Source organism: Rhodocytophaga aerolata, from assembly GCF_030503435.1.
GTDB lineage: Bacteria > Bacteroidota > Bacteroidia > Cytophagales > 172606-1 > Rhodocytophaga > Rhodocytophaga aerolata.
This window is the reverse complement of record NZ_JAUKPO010000010.1, coordinates 198,525-218,287: the sequence shown is the minus strand read 5'-3', so window position 1 is coordinate 218,287 and position 19,763 is coordinate 198,525. Positions and strand designations below refer to the sequence as shown.

The following is a 19,763-nucleotide window of genomic DNA, read 5'->3' as shown; positions in this document are numbered from 1 at the left end:
TTGTACAGGAAGCAGCATATTTCTTGCAAAGGCAAATAAACAAAAAAGCTCTTTGTATAGCCAGGTATAGACAAAGAGCTTTAAAAAATAGGAGAGAATAACTTAGCCTACAGCTTTATATTCTGGCACCAGGCTTTCTGCCAGCCATAGGTATTCCTTAACAAACTGGTCTATAGAACTTCTGAACGATTCGTCGAGTAAATTTCCGTTGGCATCAAATTTTTTATCTACCTGTGGGGTAACGAGCATATACGGTGAAGCAATTCCAAATAAGGCATTAATGAGTAATTGCATTTGCTGGCTTGCCCGTATGCCACCTAGGGCCCCAGGCGATGCGGTAACAATGCCAAAGCCTTTGTGGGGTTGTTTAGGAAAATGATCAAACAGGTTTTTCATAGCTGGGGTATAACTGCCATTGTATTCCGGGGAAACCATAATAAAGGCATCGGCTTCAAACATCCGTTTGGCCAGCGGCTTTAACGGCTCCGGTGCCTTCTCCGGACTGGTAATTACTCCCTGTAATAATATGGGAATATTCCACTCCCGTACATCTAGAATAGTTACTGTATGGTCTGTTTTTTCTGTAAGATACTGCTGTAAAAAAAGGGCTACCCGGTGAGATAGACTGTCTTTTCTGGGACTTCCTGATACTATTTCTATGTTCATAATCTGAAATTTTGATTCTACTTACTTGTTTATTCCTTCTACGGAAGCATAACAACATTAGATAGAATAAAATTTACTGACACTTTTGATTGTTAGAATATTCGTGTTTATTCTAAGAAAATAGCAAAAAATACAGCTCTTACAGAAAAAATGGATGTTCTATAAAATCCCTTTTTCTGTAAGAGTTTCCCTCAGTTGCACCGGAGAAAGAAAATGCACCGTTTGTATGCCTAGCTGTTCGGCAGCCTGAATATTGCGCAGGTTATCATCAATAAACAAGGCATGCTGAGGCTTTATGGCATATCTGTCGAGCAGTAGCTGATAAAAGCTGGCAAAAGGTTTCCGGTTCTTTTCTGTGCCGGATACCACAATGCCATCAAACCAGCTTAAAAATTCAAACCGCTGCCGGGCAATAGGAAATGTTTCGGCAGACCAGTTGGTGAGGGCATAAAACCTATAGGTGTCTTTTTCTTTCAGCTCTTTAAAAATATCCACCGTTCCTTCAATGGCGCCACCCAGCATTTCTTCCCATCTTCCATAAAAATGGCGGATATTTTGGGCGTGTTCCGGATATTGGTTTACCAGCAGGTCGGTGGCTTCCTGTAACGGACGGCCGCCATCCTGCTCTTCATTCCAGGCGGGAGTACAAATGTTCTGGAGAAAATGCAGCATCTGGATTTCTTCCGTAAAAAGCTTTTTATACAAGTAGTGCGGATTCCAGTCAATCAGTACGGCGCCGAGGTCAAAAATAATTGTGTTAATCATCCCGCAAATTTAACAGGATCTCCCTACACATACCATAGCTGCGGTGTAAATGGGTGAAAATTACTTGTGTAAGTAAGCCTCATTCATAGGTAAGCCACTGTAAGAGGATCAGGTAAGAAGCATCTGGGATTTTTCAGGTTCAATTGTAGGTATTGTACGCATTAATTAGCATATTTTACCGCTTGAATGAGGCAGCAACCGGGTAATACCTGATTTACAGCCAATCAACCTCCATGAACTATGAAACAGCTATACTTCTTCCTTTTGCCCTTATTACTCATGGGTATGACTTCCCTGCTAAAAGCCCAGGACCGGACTTCCGGTAAATCATTTGCTACCAGGTCAGAAGTGCTAGCGGTCAATGGCATGGTGGCTACCAATCATCCCCTGGCCACCCAGATAGGCCTGGATATCCTTAAAAAAGGAGGTTCGGCGGTAGATGCCGCTATTGCTGCCAATGCCTTTCTAGGGCTGGCAGATCCGGCCATGAATGGGATTGGCGGCGATTTGTTTGCCGTAGTGTGGGATGCCAAAACAAACAAATTGTATGGCCTTAATGCCAGCGGCCGTTCTCCGAAAGGCGTAACCCTGGCGTATTTTAAAGAGAAAGGCTATGCCCGAGTGCCGGCTATGGGGCCCTTATCGGTAACTGTTCCTGGTTGCGTAGATGGGTGGGTGGAGCTAAACAAGAAATTCGGTAAAATACCCTTAGATCAAATTCTGGCCCCAACCATTGCGTATGCCAAAGCTGGTGTCCCCATTACGCAGGAAGTAGCCGACCTGATGATAGAGCCCCAGTTGCTGAGCAGAATTGGGTTGAAGGATGCAGGCAAGTTTTCTAATTTCAAGAAACAATATATGAAAAACGGTGCTTTTCCGGTGAAGGGTGACCTGTATAAAAACCCGGAACTGGCCCGTACCCTGGAGATGATCAGCAAAAAGGGAAGAGATGGATATTATATAGGAGAAGTAGCCCAGAAAATTGCCGCACATATTAAGCAGGAAGGCGGATTTCTCAGTACCGACGATTTAGCAAGTCACAAATCAGAGTGGGTAGACCCGGTTTCTACCAACTACCGCGGATATGATGTATGGGAGCTGCCACCCAACGGGCAAGGGATTTCGGTACTGCAAATATTGAATATTCTGGAAGGATACGATCTGGCAAAGGTAGGCTTTGGCAGTAAAGAACATATTCATTATTTCACGGAGGCCAAAAAACTAGCCTACGAAGACCTGGCTACCTATTACGGCGACCCGGCATTTAATGCCATTCCGCTGCCTAAACTGCTTTCCAAAGAATACGCTGCCGGGCGCAGAAAACTGATCAATGATAAACAGGCAGGCATTTACGAACCAGGCCTTGCCATAGCCGGCCATACCATTTACCTGACTGTCGCCGATAAAGACGGAAATATGGTTTCGCTGATCCAAAGTAACGCGGCCCCATTTGGTTCGCTGGAAGTACCGGAAGGACTTGGTTTTGTGTTGCACAACCGGGGTTCGTTCTATGAACTTACAGAAAATCACATCAATGCCTTTGCACCGGGCAAACGTCCGTTCCATACCATTATTCCGGCATTTATCACCAGAGAAGGCAAACCATTTATGAGTTTTGGACTGATGGGAGGCGATATGCAGCCACAAGGCCACGTGCAGATGGTGATGAACATTATTGATTTTGGTATGAATTTGCAGGAAGCCGGCGATGCTCCCAGAATATACCACGAAGGAACCTTTGCCCGGTTTGGCCATGTAAACGATGTGGGTACCCTGTATCTGGAATCTGGCTTCCCTTATGAAACCATCCGCGACCTGATGTTACTAGGCCACAAAGTTTCCTATGCCTATGGTCTTTTTGGCGGCTATCAGGCCATTATGCGGAAAGCGGGTGTGTATTATGGGGCTTCTGAGTCGCGTAAAGACGGGCAGGCGGCCGGGTATTAACTAAATAAGTAACAAAATACTGTTTCCATAATCGGAAGGTTATTTTTAGTAAATACTCATAAAATAGTTAACTAAGCGTTGAATTCAATATATTACCAACCTGCTACCGTTTATGCTGATTAGTGAGCAGTTGCACCCATGTTGCCAGATAAATTACGTATACTAAGGCTTTAATTATATTATGACTACCAACCCTTTTCTAGCAAACTTCCGCCCGTATATCTCTGCCAGTGTAAAAACAATGCGTGAACTCACGCCGGTTCCACTCATTGTAGGCACCTTGCTGGGGATTGTTTTTGGTGCCTCTTCTCTCTATCTGGTGTTAAAAGTAGGGCTCACCGTATCGGCATCTATTCCGGTAGCTGTTATTTCTATTACACTTTTCCGGGTACTCTCTAAACTGGGTTTGCGCGATGCCACCATTTTAGAGCATAACATTGTGCAAACAGCTGGAAGTGCTGGGGAGTCTATTGCCTTTGGCGTGGGGGTAACCATGCCTGCCATTATGATTTTAGGTTTCGATCTGGAGTTCTGGCGGGTAACGATGGTGGCCATTATGGGCGGTTTGCTAGGCATTCTGATGATGATTCCCCTGCGCCGCGCCCTCATTAAAGATCAGCATGGCTACCTGAAGTATCCGGAAGGAACGGCTTGTGCCGAAGTATTAAAAGCAGGAGCCAATGAAGAATCCAGAAAGATGTCGATTGAGGCTGAAAAAATAATGACTGATGACAAGGTAAACAGTGGAGGCAAAGTAATTGGGATTGGGTTTGGGCTGGGCTTTCTGTTCAATACCTTGATGCAGGTTTTCAAGAGCTGGAAAGACGTGCCGGGCAAAGAGTTTGGTGCGCCATTCCAGGGAGGTTCTATTTCTTTGGAAAATAACCCGGCCTTGCTGGGCGTGGGCTATATTATTGGGCCAAAAATAGCAGGAATTATGTTTTCCGGAGGTGCCCTGGCCTACCTGGTGCTTATTCCGATGATTAAGTTTTTCGGAGCAGGCGTACCTGAGCCTGTAACCCCGGCTACCGGCCTGCTGATCCGGGACATGGCGCTGGAAGGAAAAGATAGTATACAAAGTACGTATATTCTCTACATTGGCGCAGGTGCCGTAGCCGCCGGTGGTATCATTAGTTTATTCCGCTCACTGCCGGTAATTATCCATGGCATCCGGTCGGGTATTGCCGATTTCCGGCTAGGAAATAAAAACACGGTACAAGAAGAATTGCCAAGGACAGACCAGGATCTTTCCATGAAATGGGTGGTAGGTGGTATTCTGGCCTTAATGATTGTGATAGCTATTGTGCCTACGCTGAAAATGAACATCCTGGGAGCCATCCTGATTATTCTTTTTGGCTTTTTGTTTGTAACCGTTTCTTCCCGCTTAACCGGCGAAATTGGTTCCTCGTCTAACCCCATTTCCGGGATGACTGTAGCCACCCTGCTGCTGACCTGCCTGGTGTTTCTGCTCCTGGGCTGGACACAGCCTGATCCTTATTTTGTTACAGCTCTCTCCGTAGGGGGTATCGTTTGCATTGCCGCTTCTAACGGAGGTACTACTTCCCAGGACTTAAAAACTGGCTTTCATGTAGGCGGTACGCCCTGGAGGCAGCAAATTGCCATATTGACCGGAGCCCTAGCTTCAGCCCTGGTCTTAGGTCCCATTCTGATCAGCCTTAACAATGCCTCTACCGTATATGTGCCAGTGGCAGCAGCTACGTTTCCTACCGAATTCCGGGTGCAGGCCAGTCAGCTGGTGCAGCATGAGGGCGAACCCAAACAAGAGCAGGTAGAAGATGCTTCCCTGAAAGATTCAAATTCATACTATGTTTGGCATAATACAGAAGCAAACGGGGAGACCGGACGTTATTTAGTCAATGCAGATGGCAAACCTGTCTACCTGGTAGATCCTGGCATTAATGGCACCATCCGTACCCGGGTAGATGGCACCACCGTTACCAAATACAATGCACCCAAAGCTACTTTAATGAGTTATATTATTAAAGGCATTCTCAGCCAGGAGTTGCCCTGGAGCCTGGTGCTGCTGGGTGTGATGATTGCTGTCGTACTGGAACTGTCAGGCATTCCTTCCCTGGCTTTTGCTGTAGGATTATATTTGCCCATCGCTGTGTCTGCACCTATTTTTGTGGGCGGATTGGTACGCTGGATGGTGGATAAAGATTTGATACGAAAGCTCCAGGGGCGCAACCTGACAGAAGAAGAAGTAATTGCCGAAACAGATAAAAGTCCTGGTGTGCTGCTGGCATCTGGCTATATTGCGGGCGGCGCGTTGGCAGGTATTATGGTGGCACTGGCTACAGAATTTTTAAGCGGCACCATGGCATCTTTTACCAGCTGGTCGGAAGCCTATAACCCATTTTATGCCGGTAACCATTCCGACTGGCTGGCGCTGCTTCCTTTTCTGGTGTTGGTAGTGCTGTTGTATTATGCAGGCCTCGAACGTATTTTTCAAGGCAAAAGCAGCCGTCATTAAACTTTTTGTATAGCGTATGTAGCTGTCAGATTGGAAGAAAACGGACTCTGCCTGCGGAAAAATTAAACCTTTTACGTTGAAAAGCTATGAAATGTTAAACATTTGTGCCCATTTTACGTGCTTAAGCCTGATACAGGCACTTTCGGAACACCCGATTTACTGACCAGAAATGGTTTTAATGGAGTTGCAACAGATAGCTGTCCGGACCGATTAGATGCTCAGAGTAACCAACAAAATAGTTTATAAATAGTGGAGCAAAAAATTTTATAGTAGCCTCATCCGTATTGGGTTAAAAGTTTTTACTACTACTGGCAGTTCAATCTATAGACTATGAGTAAAACCGATGACGAAAATTTAGTAAAAGAGAATAATAATATTCTAAAGAACAGTGAATCAGTCTATAAACTGATGGTAGAGGGTGTGCGCGACTATGCCATTTTTATGCTCGATACTACCGGAAAAATTCTTACCTGGAATATTGGTGCCGAACGGATAAAAGGCTATAAAGCGGAAGAAATTATTGGCCGGCATTTTTCTGCCTTTTATCTGCCACAAGCTATAGCAGATAAATTTCCCGACTATGAGTTGAAAAAAGCCAGAGAAGATGGCCGTTTTGAAGACGAAGGCTGGCGGCTGCGTAAAGATGGCTCCACGTTCTGGGCCAATGTGGTGATTACTGCTATATTTAATGAGGAGCACAGACACATTGGCTTTTCCAAAGTGACCAGAGACCTGACAGAACGGAAAAAACTGGAAGAAAAGCTGATCCGGGCTAACAAGGAGATGTACGAAAGTGAAGAACGCTCACGCCTGCTTATTGAAGGTATACGGGATTATGCCATTTTTATGATTGGCACGGATGGGCATGTAACCAGCTGGAACATTGGCGCAGAGCGGATTACCGGCTATACATCCGAACAGATTATTGGCCGGCATTTTTCGGTATTTTACCCGCCACAGGCCATAGCCGACCGGTTTCCCGACTATGAGTTGAAAAAAGCCAAGGAAAATGGCCGCTTTGAAGATGAAGGCTGGCGGCTGCGCAAAAACGGCTCCACGTTCTGGGCTAATGTATTGATCACACCTATTTATAATGAGCAGAACAGACTGATCGGGTACTCTAAGATTACGCGCGACCTTACAGAAAAGGTCCGGAATGAAGAGTTGATGCAAAAAAATAAAGAATTACACAAGATCAATACAGACCTTGATAATTTTATCTACACCGCTTCACACGATTTAAAAGCTCCCATTGCTAACTTGCAAGGACTCATTGCCGTGCTGGAGAAACAGCTAAACCAGAAAGCAAGCCCTGCTGAAAAGAAAATCCTGGATCTGATGAATGTCTCAATAGAAAATTTAACGCAGACCATCGCAAATCTGACAGAGATTACCAAAGTTCAGAAGGATGTAGAGCAAAGTGCTGAAACTATTTCGTTTAAAGAAATACTCCACCAAATAAAACTAGATGTTGAGCAACAGCTACTTGATTCGGGTGCTATACTCGAAGAAAATTTAGCTGTGGAGGATATTGAATTTAACCGGGCTTACCTGAGAAGTATTCTTTATAATCTGTTGAGCAATGCCATGAAGTTCCGCTCAGCTGCCAGGCCGCTCCATATAACAATCAGTACCTATGCAGAAGATGCTTACATCGTATTGTCGGTAAAAGATAATGGCTTAGGCTTAACAGAGACTCAGCAAGCTAAATTATTCTCGTTATTTAAACGGTTTCACAACCATGTGGAAGGCTCAGGCATAGGCCTTTATATGATAAAGCGGATCATCGAAAATAAAAACGGGCGTATAGAAGTAGCCAGCAAACCGGATGTTGGCACCGAATTCAAAGTATTTTTCCCTAAAAAACAACCCTAAATTTTTGCTAGCAAGGCGTATTCAACCAGGTTAGGTTTCCAGAATTTAACAAGTTTTCAGAAAACAGCCGTTAGCTTTTTAGCCATTTATCAAACCAGGCAAACGCTTCTTTTTGCATAGCTGTATCAAACTTATGCGGACCGGGGTAGAACGAGCATTTGTACTTGTCGGCGGCATTTGCTTTTTTATATACTTCTGCCAGGATCGTATCTGCCCTTTTCATTTCCGGCATCGTAAACAAGTTATCATCTTCATCGTTCAGCACCAGGGTAGGCAGTGGGGCACGTAAGGCCATAATTTCAGGAAAATCTAACTCGTTGGGCAGCAAGGGTACATAAATCATCCAGGTATGGGTATAGGATTTGTGCAGGGCAAAGTCTTTCCAGGTAGTCATAAAGCCTACACTTACGGCACATTTAATACGGGGGTCCAGTCCGCCCAGGTATACCGAGCGCATGCCTCCTCCGGATAATCCTCCGCAACCAATCCGGCTTGCATCCACATCTTTACGGGCACACAAGATATCCAGGGCTTTCTGGTCTTCAGCAAAAAATACGGCCGGCCAGGTGGTACCTGCACAAAATAAGGATTTAGCCATAATGTGCTCATGTTCACTCGCCCACTGGTTATACGCCTCAATATTCTTCGGATTTTCCGGGTCCTGGTCACTTAAACCCTGGCGGATAGCGGTAGGTACATCCTGCAACAGCACCCGGCGGCTGGCAAACGGAAAGGCATCCGACACCAGTACCACATAGCCTTGTTTGGCAATTTCGTTAGCCCATGCCCGGCCGCTATAATAGTGTTCCTGATGTGCTTGTATCAGGGTGTGTGGTTTATCGGATGTACGGGTAATCTTACGGGTGCCAAAGTACTTGTTGCCCCCATGGTCATGAAAGGCCAGAATTCCGGGAAGTGGGCCTTTGGCATTAGCAGGTTTAAGTAAAAGTGCTTCAGTAGGCCGCCCATAGGGAAGCTGCCAGCTGAGTTCTTCGATGTGTAAGCCGTCGTAGGTATATTGCTTGTTTACTTTCACTTCTGGCGTGCCACTTATTTCCGGAACAGCCAATCTTTCCAACACACGGGTTTTAGCTGCTTCCCGCCACTTCTCCAGGTCTGTCCATTCTTTTTTCCGGAAAGATAAAGCCGGTAGTTGAGTATCTAGCCGTTTGGCAGCCCATGGACCATAAGCGCCAATCATGCTCGGCGTAGTGTCGGCAACAATAGTTTCAGAAAGCATAGAGTCAGTGGGTTTGTCGAATATACGAAGTTCATTGGGTAGCAAACTACTTCCGGAGAGGCTAATGCTGGCCAGTGCTGTCTGTTTAATAAAGTGCCGCCTGGTGTTTCCCATACAGTCAAAATGGTTATGGTTTGGTTACTGATTACCCTGTTGAACGTGATTTATAGATTATTCACGAGCTGCTTTCCAAAGCCTGGGAGCGGAAACGTATCAAAGGTTTTCCATCATAAAAATCACCCGGAAAGATGATTCCAATATAGAGGTTCCCGTCCACCGGGAAATTATAAAATGCTTATCAGATGACCAAAGAAAATAGAAGAATATCTAGTATATACCAGGCAGCGTGTTTTCCATTTGATAAAAAAACAAAAGTCTATACTCAGCCAGACAAGTATAGGTTTACAACCGCACAGCTTTTGCAAGGAATGATTACTCAAGTAGAAACCTGTTAGGTTTTGAAAACCTAACAGGTTTGAGCTTAAATATTACGTAATTATTTGCTAAAAGAACTATAAGCTACAGATTTAGGCAAGCGGTTGGTAAGCCATAACAGAAACAGCACTTCAAACACAATAGTGAAAGGAATGACAGAAAGATTTTTGAAAAACAGAATTACTGTCCAGGCAGAACTTTGTTGGTCAACTACCTGATGATCTTTTAAGGTAAGCAACAGGCAAGTTTGGTAAGCAATATGGTCAATAAACAGATTGAACAAAAAAGCAATACAGGCAAACACACCCAGGTTAATCAGCAGGGCAAGCCATCTGCCGCGGATGGTTCTGATGGCTGTGTGCCAGGTTTGCCTGCGGCCGGGCTTATTCGTAAATAAATGAAGTATTTTTAAAAATCCGCTTCTGATGTTAGACAGCCCCAATACGTACAAAAACAACAGTATTCTGGATGATTCAATTACAATTTCCAGTAATGTATGCGACAAAGGACTGACAGGGCCAAAAGCCTTCAACTGAATAGCCCGGCCAAAGGCAGCTACCAGGCCCAAGGCGAGAATCATAAGATAATGCTGTTTGATAAACCCAACTGTATATAGGGTGCAGTCTAAGGTGTTTAACCATTTACGGGAAGTAGCCATATCGGGAGAGCGTTTGGTGGAATGTATTAATTTGCTCTATCTCAACATAATATGCCATATAAAGTGTATAAATGGTTATACAAGTAGATAGACGTGTATCTTGAGCTACAAGTACCTGGTTTATCCCACTTTCTTACTTAATAACTGGGCTGATGCCTCATCCAGATAAAAATAGCAATGCGGATGTTGTTGCAGGATACTGGATGGATAGCGGTTATCCACCGGACCTTCCAGGCAATTTTTTACGGCCTGGGCTTTGCGGGCATCCGGAACCGAACAAACAATCTGCTTCGACTTCAAAATTTGTCTGATAGACATGCTAATCGCTTGCGTGGGTACATCTTCCAGAGAAGCAAACCAACCCTCGCCTAACTGTTGCTTCCGGCATTGTTCATCTAATTCTACAACAATATAGGGCACTTCTGTATCAAAATCTGCCGGAGGGTCATTAAACGCCAGGTGTCCATTTTCGCCAACCCCCACCAGCGCCACATCTATGGGATGCCGGCTGATGATCTCATTCAACTGTTGGCATTCCTGTTGCGGATTTGCTTCCCCATTGATCAGATGAACAGCTTGCAAAGGTGGAACTTTATTCAGAAACCGTTCTTGCAGGTATTTCCGGAAACTAGCCGGGGCAGTTATTGGTAAACCAATGTATTCGTCTAAATGGAACATTACTACCTTTCTCCAGTCAATATCAGTCCGGGAGATTAATTGCTGCAAGGTTTCAAACTGGCTGGTACCGGTGGCTAAAATGAGATAAGCATGCCCTTTCAAGCGGATAGCTTCTACTAATAAATCAGCCGCTGTATTACCTGCTTGTGTGCCAAGTTCCTGTGGATTTCTTGTAATGATTACTTCCATATGGGCAAGAGTTAAGCTTTATATCTGAGAGAAAATTATATAAATAGTTGAGAAAGTAATACAAATCTGATAATTTAAATTTTTACACACGTACATTGACCGTTATCCATCAGGTAACTTGGAAAACTACTATACAAACAACTGGAAGCTTGCTGTGTAAAAATCTGATTAAGAAAACTATCTTATATTCAACACTTGCCTAACCTTAGCCAACTAAAATGCCTTTTTTCTTCCGGAATAAACACTATACCCTTGCCAGCTGGCTGTTAATTCTTTTGTTAGCTTCTGCTGCTTCATCGCCGCAAATGCCGGCAACAGCCAGTAAACGTCCTAATATTATTCTCATTATGGCAGATGATATGGGCTTTTCAGATATCGGTTGTTATGGTGGAGAAATACGCACACCCAACCTGGACCGTCTGGGCAGAAAAGGCTTGCGGTTTACCCAGTTTTACAATGCGGCCCGCTGCTGTCCTTCCAGAGCCTCTTTGCTGACTGGCCAGTATCCGCATAAAGCCGGTATTGGCGAAATGGTAGAACCAGGGACGTATGCCGGCCATTTGTTGCCTACTACACTCACTATGGCCGAAGCGCTGAAAGGGGCCGGATACCAAACCTATATGTCAGGTAAATGGCATGTAGGCGAAGATAGTCTTTACTGGCCCAGGCAACGGGGGTTCGATGAATATTATGGACTCATCAGTGGTGCCAGCAGTTTTTATACACTCGATGAAGGCCGCACCTTTCTGGAAAATAATACCCGCATAAAGCCTGGGAAAGGTTTTTATGCCACCAGAGCCTATACCGATAAAGCGTTACAATTTATAGATAAAGGGCATGCATCCGGCAACCCTTATTTCCTCTATCTGGCTTATACGGCCCCACACTGGCCGCTGCACGCGCCGGAAGCAGATGTGCAAAAGTACCTAGGAAGCTATACCAAAGGATGGGACCAGGTTCGAAAAGAGCGGTACGGAAGATTAGTGAAAGAGGGAATTATCTCCTCCAAATGGCCACAGTCTATCCGCGATTCTATGGTAACCGCCTGGGAAGCGGAACCCCGCAAGGAGCATTGGGACCGGCGGATGGCCGTATATGCCGCTATGGTAAGTATTATGGATGAAGGAATAGGAAAAATCATCCGGAAGTTAGAAGAGCAAGGAGAGCTGGAAAATACGGTAATTTTCTTTCTGGCAGACAATGGCGGCTGTGCAGAAATTCCACACATTTATACTAAAAAGCTTAAAGAGGGTATGACGGAAGAACAGTTGTCGGGCAAAGTGGGCAATGAAACATCGTATGTGGGCTATGAAAACCGCTGGGCTCATGCCAGTAATACCCCATTCCGGCGGTATAAGTCGCATATCCATGAAGGAGGCATTGCCAGCCCGCTGATTATTCACTGGCCGGCAGCCATCAAAAAAGCCAGGCTGGTACCCGATGTTACACACATTATGGATATTATGCCCACCTGCCTGGAGATTGCCGGAACTACCTATCCTGCATCCGGCAAAGGCAATTCTTTGCAAGCCTTGGATGGCAAAAGCTGGCTACCCCTGATTACTAATAATCCATGGAAGGGCCATAGCGAATTGATATGGGAGCATTTTGGCAGCCGGGGCATCCGGCAGGGAAAATGGAAACTGGTAGCCGAAAAGAATGCTCCCTGGGAGTTGTATGACATGGAAAACGACCGCACCGAAACACGTAACCTGGCTACAACCAACCCACAAAAGGTAGCGAACTTGGTGAAACTCTATGAACAAAAAGCCAGAGAAGCAGGGGTGGTGAATCCGTGAGGGGGGTTGAATATAAATGATGCTCAACAATACAAAAGAAGAAAGTGGGACACATAAATAATATTTCTATTAGTCAAGATGTATGGATAGAATGGATTGACTTTGATCAAAAAAACGCCTCTGAATTAGAGATTGATCCATTTCTCAACTCAACCGATAAACTTTGGAAAAATTTAGAGACCGACTGTATAGCAGCATGCTGCGGAATAAATGCCTTTAATTTTTGGCCGGATAACATTCAGAAAGCAACCAGAGAATTAGATAAAGGTAGCTTGTTAAGGAATTTGGTTAATACAAGAAGTAGTATTTTAGCAGCTAAAGAGGAAGTTATTTCTAGTAACAAGCTAAATATCCTATTTCATAAACGGGTGTTTCTTACTTTGCTTGATCACATTATAAAGAACATTGATAAATGAAAGTGATAGAATTAATAGACAGGAGTATTATCGATATTCGAGTAAATCATGTCATGGAGCAATATGGACTAGATACATCTGACAGTTATCTTATTCTTGATAATGGCCTTGTTGTGTGCATACCTTTGTCTGATCTGGAGCCAGAGTTGGAAGTTGAAGTTGGTGAAGTCCCAGTCGAAGCAGAAAGTATCAGGAAGTTACTAAAAAAGAATTTTCGATGTTTACTTAATCAACCTATTACAGATATCATTTGCTTCAGAGAAGAGATAAGATTTGATAAAGCATTTATTGAATTAGCTAATGGCTATTTGATTAGTGAAATACCTATAGCTCCCAATGGTACAGGTGATGCGGGACTATGGTACTTTGAGTCAATACGCGTTATTGAAGCAGAATTTGGAATGAACTACAGCAGATTGACTGAACAATAATGGATAATAATTAAAAGATAAATACTTAAATGATAACTATAGAGGAGGCAAAAGCAAATGTCTATAAGATAGTATGTAATCTATGGAAAAGTGAGCTTTCATCTGACGATGAATTAATTATTTTAGATAGTGAAACTATAGAAAAAGAAAACTATTGGGTGTTTTTCTATACTTCTAAATTATGGTTCGAAACTAATGAATTGCGGTATGCTGTAGCAGGCAATGCTCCTATCATAGTAAATAAAAAAAGGGGAGAAATGAAATTAACTGGGACAGCATATCCAATAGAAAAATACATGGCAGAGTATGAAGAAGAAATAGAAAAAGCGAAATAACCACGATACATTCAGTTTTACATACTTTTATAGAATGAACAAACTTACCAGCCTTATTATAAGCTTTATCTGTATTGCCATAGCTGGTTGCCAGCAAACCGCAGAACAGAAAGCTCAAAATACCAACACCAGTAAACAGAAAGCACCTAATATTATTTTTATTTTGACGGACGACCTGGGCTATGGCGATCTGGGAATCTTGTTCCAGAATGAACGGAAGAAGGCCGGAAAACCCTATTTTCAGACCCCTCACCTGGATAGGCTAGCCCAAGAAGGCATGTTAATTACCCGCCATTATGTGCCAGCTCCGGTTTGTGCACCTTCCCGTGCCTCCCTGATGCTGGGGCTTCACCAGGGCCATGCCAATATCCGCAACAACCAATTCGATAAAGCCCTGGCCGACAATCATACCATAGCCACTGTGCTGAAAAAAGCCGGATATGCCACGGGCCTGGTTGGGAAATGGGGCTTGCAGGGACTAAACGGCAACAGCCCGCAAACCTGGGAAGCCTACCCAACCAAGCGGGGATTCGATTATTTTCTGGGCTATGTGCGGCACAAAGACGGGCATAACCATTATCCGGCCCACCAGGCATTGGAGCGTCCGCCGGTAGAGCTATATCAGAATAACGAAGAAATTTCCAGCCAACTGAAAGGAGTATATACCACCGATTTATTTACGGCTGCTGCCAAGAAATGGATCATGGAAAAAGAGCAATCAACCCCAGATCAGCCATTTTTCTTATACCTGGCGTATGATACGCCCCATGCAGGTTTACAGATTGCTTCTTCTCCTTATCCGGAAGGCGGTGGAGTAAAGGGCGGCGTACAGTGGACAGATGAAAAAGGGAAGTTCATCAATACGGTTACGGATACAGTAGATACCTATATTCACCCGGATTATGCCAGCCAGAACTGGCCGGAGGTGCAGAAACGTTTCGCCAGCATGGTTCGCCGGATTGACGATGGGGTAGGAGACATCGTACAACTACTTCAAGACCTCAACATAGATGAAGAAACCCTGATTGTCTTTACCTCCGATAATGGCCCGCATAAAGAATCGTATGGCTATGGTGAATACGACCCGGTTTTTTTCGATAGTTACGGACCTATGGATGGCATTAAGCGGGATGTGTGGGAAGGGGGAATCCGGGTGCCTACGTTTGTCCGCTGGCCCAAACGTATTGCCGCCAATGCCAGTAACGATACACCCAGTGGCTTTCATGACTGGCTGTCTACCTTCGCCCAGCTAGCCGGTATACCTGCCCCGGCCAATACCGATGGGGTTTCTCTGCTTCCCCTGCTTACCGGCAAGGGCAACCAGCAACCAGGAACGGTGTACATTGAATATAAAGTGGATGGAAAAACACCGGAGTATGAAGTGTTTCATGCCTCTCATAAAGGGCAGCCACATGGCGAAATGCAGGTTATATATATGGATGGCTACAAGGGAATCCGCACCAATATAGAATCACCTGGAGACAATTTTCAAATCTATGATACAAAGGCCGATGCCAAAGAAACAAAGAATCTGGCTGGGACCAGCATGTATTTTACTCGCCTGCAAAATCGCATGAAAAGCCGGGTGCTGCAACTTCGCCGCCCGGATACCAGTGCCGTGCGGCCTTATGATAACCTACCTGTTCCGGCATTAGATTCTGTGTCAGATCTAGGCAATGGCCTTCAGTATCAGGTGCTGGAAATGGCTACTCCCTGGACACCCAACCTAGCCAGCCTGGAAGTTAAACCAGCTCAAGCGGGAATCACTCCAGAACTAAACCTGAATATCCGTACCAGAGAGGAAGATATAGTAATAGAATACACAGGCGTAGTAAAAGTACCTCAGACAGGGGAGTATACGTTCTACCTGCAAACCGACCGGGGAGCCGTACTGCGGCTACATAACGCGACCTTGCTGGATGCAGATAAAAATTACCAGTCAGGAAAGGAAGTAGTAGCAGTAATCCTTTTGGAGAAGGGATATCATCCTATTACGCTTACCTATGCCAGGGGAAAAAAAGGAACACCTTTGCTGCAGCTGCAATGGAGTGGTCCGGGAATAGCCAGGCAATCTATAGGTTCTCCTCAGTTATTTCATCAAAACAAGCAGGCAAAAGCAGGGCTATAATACAGCTTCATACAGCCATACCCTTCATAATCCGTTATGTATTGGGGTATATACATCTTGGTTTAGCGAACTATTTTGTAGATAAAAAAATAAAAAAAACATAATCAGACAGGTTACTTAGAGGGAAAAGGTTCATAAATATACTACCGCTTCAGGATAGTGCATCTTATATGTGACCAAAAGCAGTTGATTTTCCATCTAAACACCCTGTACCCACATGAAAATTCTGATTGCCTGTCTGGTGCTTATTGGGTTTTCGTTCCCCTCCTTTAGTAAAGAATCAATAGATAAACTTACGGCGCAGCTTTCTGTACATCAGGCGGCCGATACAGTGCGGGTAAATCTGCTCAACAAATTAGGTTATGAGTATTGGATTGTAGATCCGGTGAAATCCGAAGATTTTGGAAAGCAGGCTATTCAACTGGCTACTTCGCTTGCTTATAAGCCAGGAATGGCTTTTGGCAACCGCATTGTCGGAGTATCGCACTGGGCAAGAGGCCAGTATCCGGAGGCCTTGCAGTATTTGATCAGTGGATTAACAATATACGAAAAACTTAAAGATTGGAAGGGAGTGGCAAGCATGTATAATAATATCGGACTTGTTTACCACGACCAGAGAAACTACACACAGGCACTGAAGTATTTTGAACAGGCATTAGCAATGGCTAAAACTACTGGATATAAAAAATTGCAGATAATCACTTTGGATAACTTGGGCAATACGTATTTTCAAATGAAGCAATATGCCAAAGCAGAAACATTATATCTGCAACATTTGCAGTTGAGCAAAACAGAGAATCTTACGTATTCCATAGCTGTGTCTTACAGTAATCTGGGCCAGTTACACCTGGAAAGAAATAATGTGGAAACGGCCCTGGCTTACTTTTTACAGTCAACCGAAATTCGTTCTGCCATTGAGGACAGAGAAGGAATAGCCATGTGCCACTATTATATTGGCAAAGCCTATCTGGCAAAGAAAAAGTATGCAGAAGCCGAGCAATACCTGCTCAAAGGCATTGACATAAGCAGGCAGGTAAATACCCTTCGATGGCTAACTTCTATTTATGAAACCTTAAAAGATCTGGAGAAACAGCGGGGAAACTATCAACAAGCTACTGCGTATTTTGAGGAGTTTATGACTAAAAAAGATAGCCTCTTCAATCTGGAAAAATCCAGGCAAATAGCTGAGATGCAGACTAAATATGAAACCCTGCAAAAAGAACAAAAGCTGAAAGCACAACAGCAAGAATTAGCCCTTCTCAAAGAACACAACCGCTTCCAGAAATTGCTGAAAAATGGTTTATTAATGGGTATGGGAGCTATTGCCGTCATTACCTACCTGATCATTAGCCGGCAACGCTTACGGATACGGAAAAATAAAGAACTGCTGATTAAGAATCAGGAGATCTACCAGACAGAACAGGCACTGGCAAAAGCTCAACTGGAAAATGCCAGGTTACAGGAACTGAAGCTGATAGAAGAACTGGAAGTGAAAAATAAAAAACTTACCAGCTATTCGCTCAACTTTATTCAGAAAAATGAATTGATGGAAGAGGTGAAACTGAACCTGAACCAGCTGAAAAAATCGAAAAATACAGAGAATACCAGGGAGTTAAATGGCCTGAGCCGCCTTATGGAACAAAGTGTGCAGATAGACAAAGACTGGGAAGATTTTCAGCGCAACTTCGGCGAAGTACACAAAGATTTTTACCGCATACTCAAAGCGTATTACCCCGACCTGACGAATCACGAACTCAAGCTTTGTACACTGCTAAAGCTGAACATGAACCTGAAGGAAGCAGCCAATATTATGGGTATTTCCCCGGAAAGTGTAAAAAAAGCACGTTACCGTTTACGGAAGAAGTTTAACCTGAGCCGGGAAGAAAACCTGATTGACCACATTATTCATCTCGAAAAACAGGCAAATGTGGAAACCATGAATGTAGCCTGATGGCTCAATTTCCAATATCACCCGGATTGGGGTATGTACTTTTACAAGCCCATTCGATATATTTATAGAAGCTTCCTGCCTCATTGATACCTGGTTGATTTTCAGCCAGGTTTTGCTGTATTCTAGGTAGCTGCTGGCGACTACTTTTACCCAAAAACCTATGAAATATATCTACTCCGTTTCCATCATTCTGCTTGGCTGTTTATTTCTGTTGAGGCTTCCTGTACAAGCCGAAGACATCCTGATTAAAGGCGTGCATATCATCACCATGAAAGATGACCAGGTGCTCAGGAACCAGAATGTGTTGATCCGGGATGGGAAAATAGCCTACATCGGCAAAAAGTCCGCAAAAGCCGGAAGAGTAGTACATGCTAAAGGAAAGTATATGATGCCCGGCCTGATGGATATGCATGTGCACCTGTTTTCCGATGATGCTATGCCTCAGGAAGCCGGACCGGAAGAATTGAAAGTGCTGCTCAGTAATGGGGTAACTTCCGTACGGCTGATGAATGGTTACCAGCACCATTTACAGTGGCGTGAGCAAATCAAAAACAAGCAGTTGCTGGGGCCTACGTTGTATGTAGCCAGCCCGGAAATTGTAGGCAGAAAATATACCCAGGACCTTCATGGACATTTGCTTACCGAGCCTGCCCAGGCCGATTCTGTGATCAGAGCCATCAAAAAGGAAGGCTATGAATTTGTAAAAATCACCGTAGATGTTTCCTTGCCCGTCTATAACCAGATCACTGCTACCGCAAAAGAAGTTGGCATACCAGTGGTGGGGCATGTAGGACCTAAAATTAAATTGATAAATGCACTCAAAGCCGGGCAGCAGATAGAACACCTGGATCAGTACCTGGATGCGTTGCTTAAAGAGGGTTCTGCTTATACAGAAAGTATTTCTGATTTTAACCTGTGGAAAAAGGATTTCTGGCCAAGTATATTTGAGGTAGATACTTCCAAAATTTCCGGGATCATCCGGCTGGTAAAAGAGAACAATGTCTATAATACGCCCACCAGCAATTTTCTGCAAAATGCTTTTGGCTATGGCATGGATTCGTTGGAAATTCTTTCCCGGCCCGATTATCAGTTTACTCCTGCCTCACGCAGACCAGAATACTGGCGGCGTAGAACCATTTATTTCACCAGAGTAAACCCTACGGAAGAAATGAAAGAGCGGTACAAAGCCATTAGGAAAAAGATAGTAAAAGAACTGCAGGCGAATGGATGTAAACTGATGGCAGGCTCCGATACACCCGACTGGTTTTATACCTATGGTTTCAGCCTTCACCGGGAACTGGAAGAATTTGTAAAAGCAGGCTTAACCCCGTATCAAGCCCTGGAAACAGCTACCATCAATCCTGCCCAGTATTTAAAGGTGTCAGACCAGTATGGTACCGTGGAAGTAGGCAAAGTGGCCGACCTGGTTTTGCTCTCAGCCAATCCGCTGGAGTCTATCACTCATTCCAAAAAAATCAGTGCGGTAGTTAAACATGGCCGCTATTTGCCAGAAAAGGAAATTGAGCAGATGCTGGAACAGGTAAAAGCAGTGTATGAAGCCAATTAACAGATAGCTGTTAAAAGATTTATTCTATCGCATAGCTGATTCTATGAATATTTTTTGAAAGTTTAGCAGAAAGTACCGGTTACTCACTCCCTTTTTTTTCATCAAGATGGCATCGTGTACAACCTGTTTAAGATAAGCGCTTTGAGCCCTATCTACTTGTTTGCTTGCCTATATTACTCTTCTGCTGAA

15 protein-coding genes are annotated in these 19,763 nt (G+C 44.2%); 10 read left to right on the top strand and 5 right to left on the bottom strand.

Annotated features, from left to right (window positions below):
• Positions 1–102: 102 nt before the first annotated feature.
• Together Q0590_RS18420 and Q0590_RS18415 are read right to left on the bottom strand one after the other, a co-directional pair.
• On the bottom strand, positions 103–666 hold the full coding sequence (locus Q0590_RS18420) for an NADPH-dependent FMN reductase (RefSeq protein ID WP_302039056.1): 564 nt from the start codon (positions 664–666) through the stop codon (positions 103–105).
• Positions 667–825: 159 nt separating this feature from the next.
• On the bottom strand, positions 826–1,431 hold the full coding sequence (locus Q0590_RS18415) for an HAD family hydrolase (protein ID WP_302039055.1): 606 nt from the start codon (positions 1,429–1,431) through the stop codon (positions 826–828).
• 240 nt (positions 1,432–1,671) lie between these two features.
• Here Q0590_RS18415 and ggt point away from each other — a divergent pair, with 240 nt between their 5' ends.
• From ggt to Q0590_RS18400, 3 genes are all read left to right on the top strand, one after another.
• Positions 1,672–3,378, top strand: coding sequence for a gamma-glutamyltransferase (gene ggt, locus Q0590_RS18410; RefSeq protein ID WP_302039054.1), 1,707 nt, complete (start codon positions 1,672–1,674; stop codon positions 3,376–3,378).
• Between the two features lie 181 nt (positions 3,379–3,559).
• Entirely contained in the window at positions 3,560–5,872 is a 2,313-nt protein-coding gene (locus Q0590_RS18405) for an OPT family oligopeptide transporter (RefSeq protein ID WP_302039053.1), read from the top strand.
• 330 nt (positions 5,873–6,202) lie between these two features.
• On the top strand, positions 6,203–7,747 hold the full coding sequence (locus Q0590_RS18400) for a sensor histidine kinase (protein ID WP_302039052.1): 1,545 nt from the start codon (positions 6,203–6,205) through the stop codon (positions 7,745–7,747).
• Positions 7,748–7,817: 70 nt separating this feature from the next.
• Here the strand turns inward: Q0590_RS18400 and Q0590_RS18395 are convergent, their stop codons facing one another.
• The 3 genes from Q0590_RS18395 to Q0590_RS18385 form a co-directional block, all read right to left on the bottom strand.
• A complete protein-coding gene (locus Q0590_RS18395) occupies positions 7,818–9,101 on the bottom strand; it encodes a dienelactone hydrolase family protein (RefSeq protein WP_302039051.1) in 1,284 nt (427 codons plus the stop codon).
• A gap of 382 nt (positions 9,102–9,483) precedes the next feature.
• Complete coding sequence (locus tag Q0590_RS18390) at positions 9,484–10,002, bottom strand: Npt1/Npt2 family nucleotide transporter (protein ID WP_302039050.1); 519 nt, start codon at positions 10,000–10,002, stop codon at positions 9,484–9,486.
• A 198-nt stretch (positions 10,003–10,200) separates the two neighbouring features.
• Positions 10,201–10,947: a glucosamine-6-phosphate deaminase gene (locus tag Q0590_RS18385; RefSeq protein ID WP_302039049.1), complete on the bottom strand. Its 747-nt coding sequence runs from the start codon at positions 10,945–10,947 to the stop codon at positions 10,201–10,203.
• Between the two features lie 218 nt (positions 10,948–11,165).
• Here Q0590_RS18385 and Q0590_RS18380 point away from each other — a divergent pair, with 218 nt between their 5' ends.
• The 7 genes from Q0590_RS18380 (at position 11,166) to Q0590_RS18350 (ending at position 19,574) form a co-directional block, all read left to right on the top strand.
• Positions 11,166–12,746: an arylsulfatase gene (locus tag Q0590_RS18380; RefSeq protein WP_302039048.1), complete on the top strand. Its 1,581-nt coding sequence runs from the start codon at positions 11,166–11,168 to the stop codon at positions 12,744–12,746.
• A gap of 44 nt (positions 12,747–12,790) precedes the next feature.
• Positions 12,791–13,162, top strand: a complete 372-nt coding sequence (locus Q0590_RS18375) for a DUF6331 family protein (RefSeq protein ID WP_302039047.1) — start codon at positions 12,791–12,793, stop codon at positions 13,160–13,162.
• Positions 13,159–13,593 carry a hypothetical protein gene (locus Q0590_RS18370; protein WP_302039046.1) on the top strand — a complete coding sequence of 145 codons (435 nt, stop codon included), beginning with the start codon at positions 13,159–13,161 and terminating at the stop codon, positions 13,591–13,593. The genes Q0590_RS18375 and Q0590_RS18370 overlap by 4 nt, the downstream gene beginning before the upstream one ends.
• 29 nt (positions 13,594–13,622) lie before the next feature.
• Positions 13,623–13,928, top strand: coding sequence for a YrhB domain-containing protein (locus Q0590_RS18365; protein ID WP_302039045.1), 306 nt, complete (start codon positions 13,623–13,625; stop codon positions 13,926–13,928).
• A 34-nt stretch (positions 13,929–13,962) separates the two neighbouring features.
• Positions 13,963–16,056: a sulfatase-like hydrolase/transferase gene (locus tag Q0590_RS18360; protein ID WP_302039044.1), complete on the top strand. Its 2,094-nt coding sequence runs from the start codon at positions 13,963–13,965 to the stop codon at positions 16,054–16,056.
• A gap of 217 nt (positions 16,057–16,273) precedes the next feature.
• Positions 16,274–18,007 (top strand): tetratricopeptide repeat protein, encoded by a 1,734-nt coding sequence (locus Q0590_RS18355; protein WP_302039043.1) that lies wholly within the window; start codon positions 16,274–16,276, stop codon positions 18,005–18,007.
• Between the two features lie 160 nt (positions 18,008–18,167).
• Entirely contained in the window at positions 18,168–19,574 is a 1,407-nt protein-coding gene (locus tag Q0590_RS18350; RefSeq protein ID WP_302039042.1) for an amidohydrolase family protein, read from the top strand.
• The last annotated feature ends 189 nt before the right edge of the window (positions 19,575–19,763 follow it).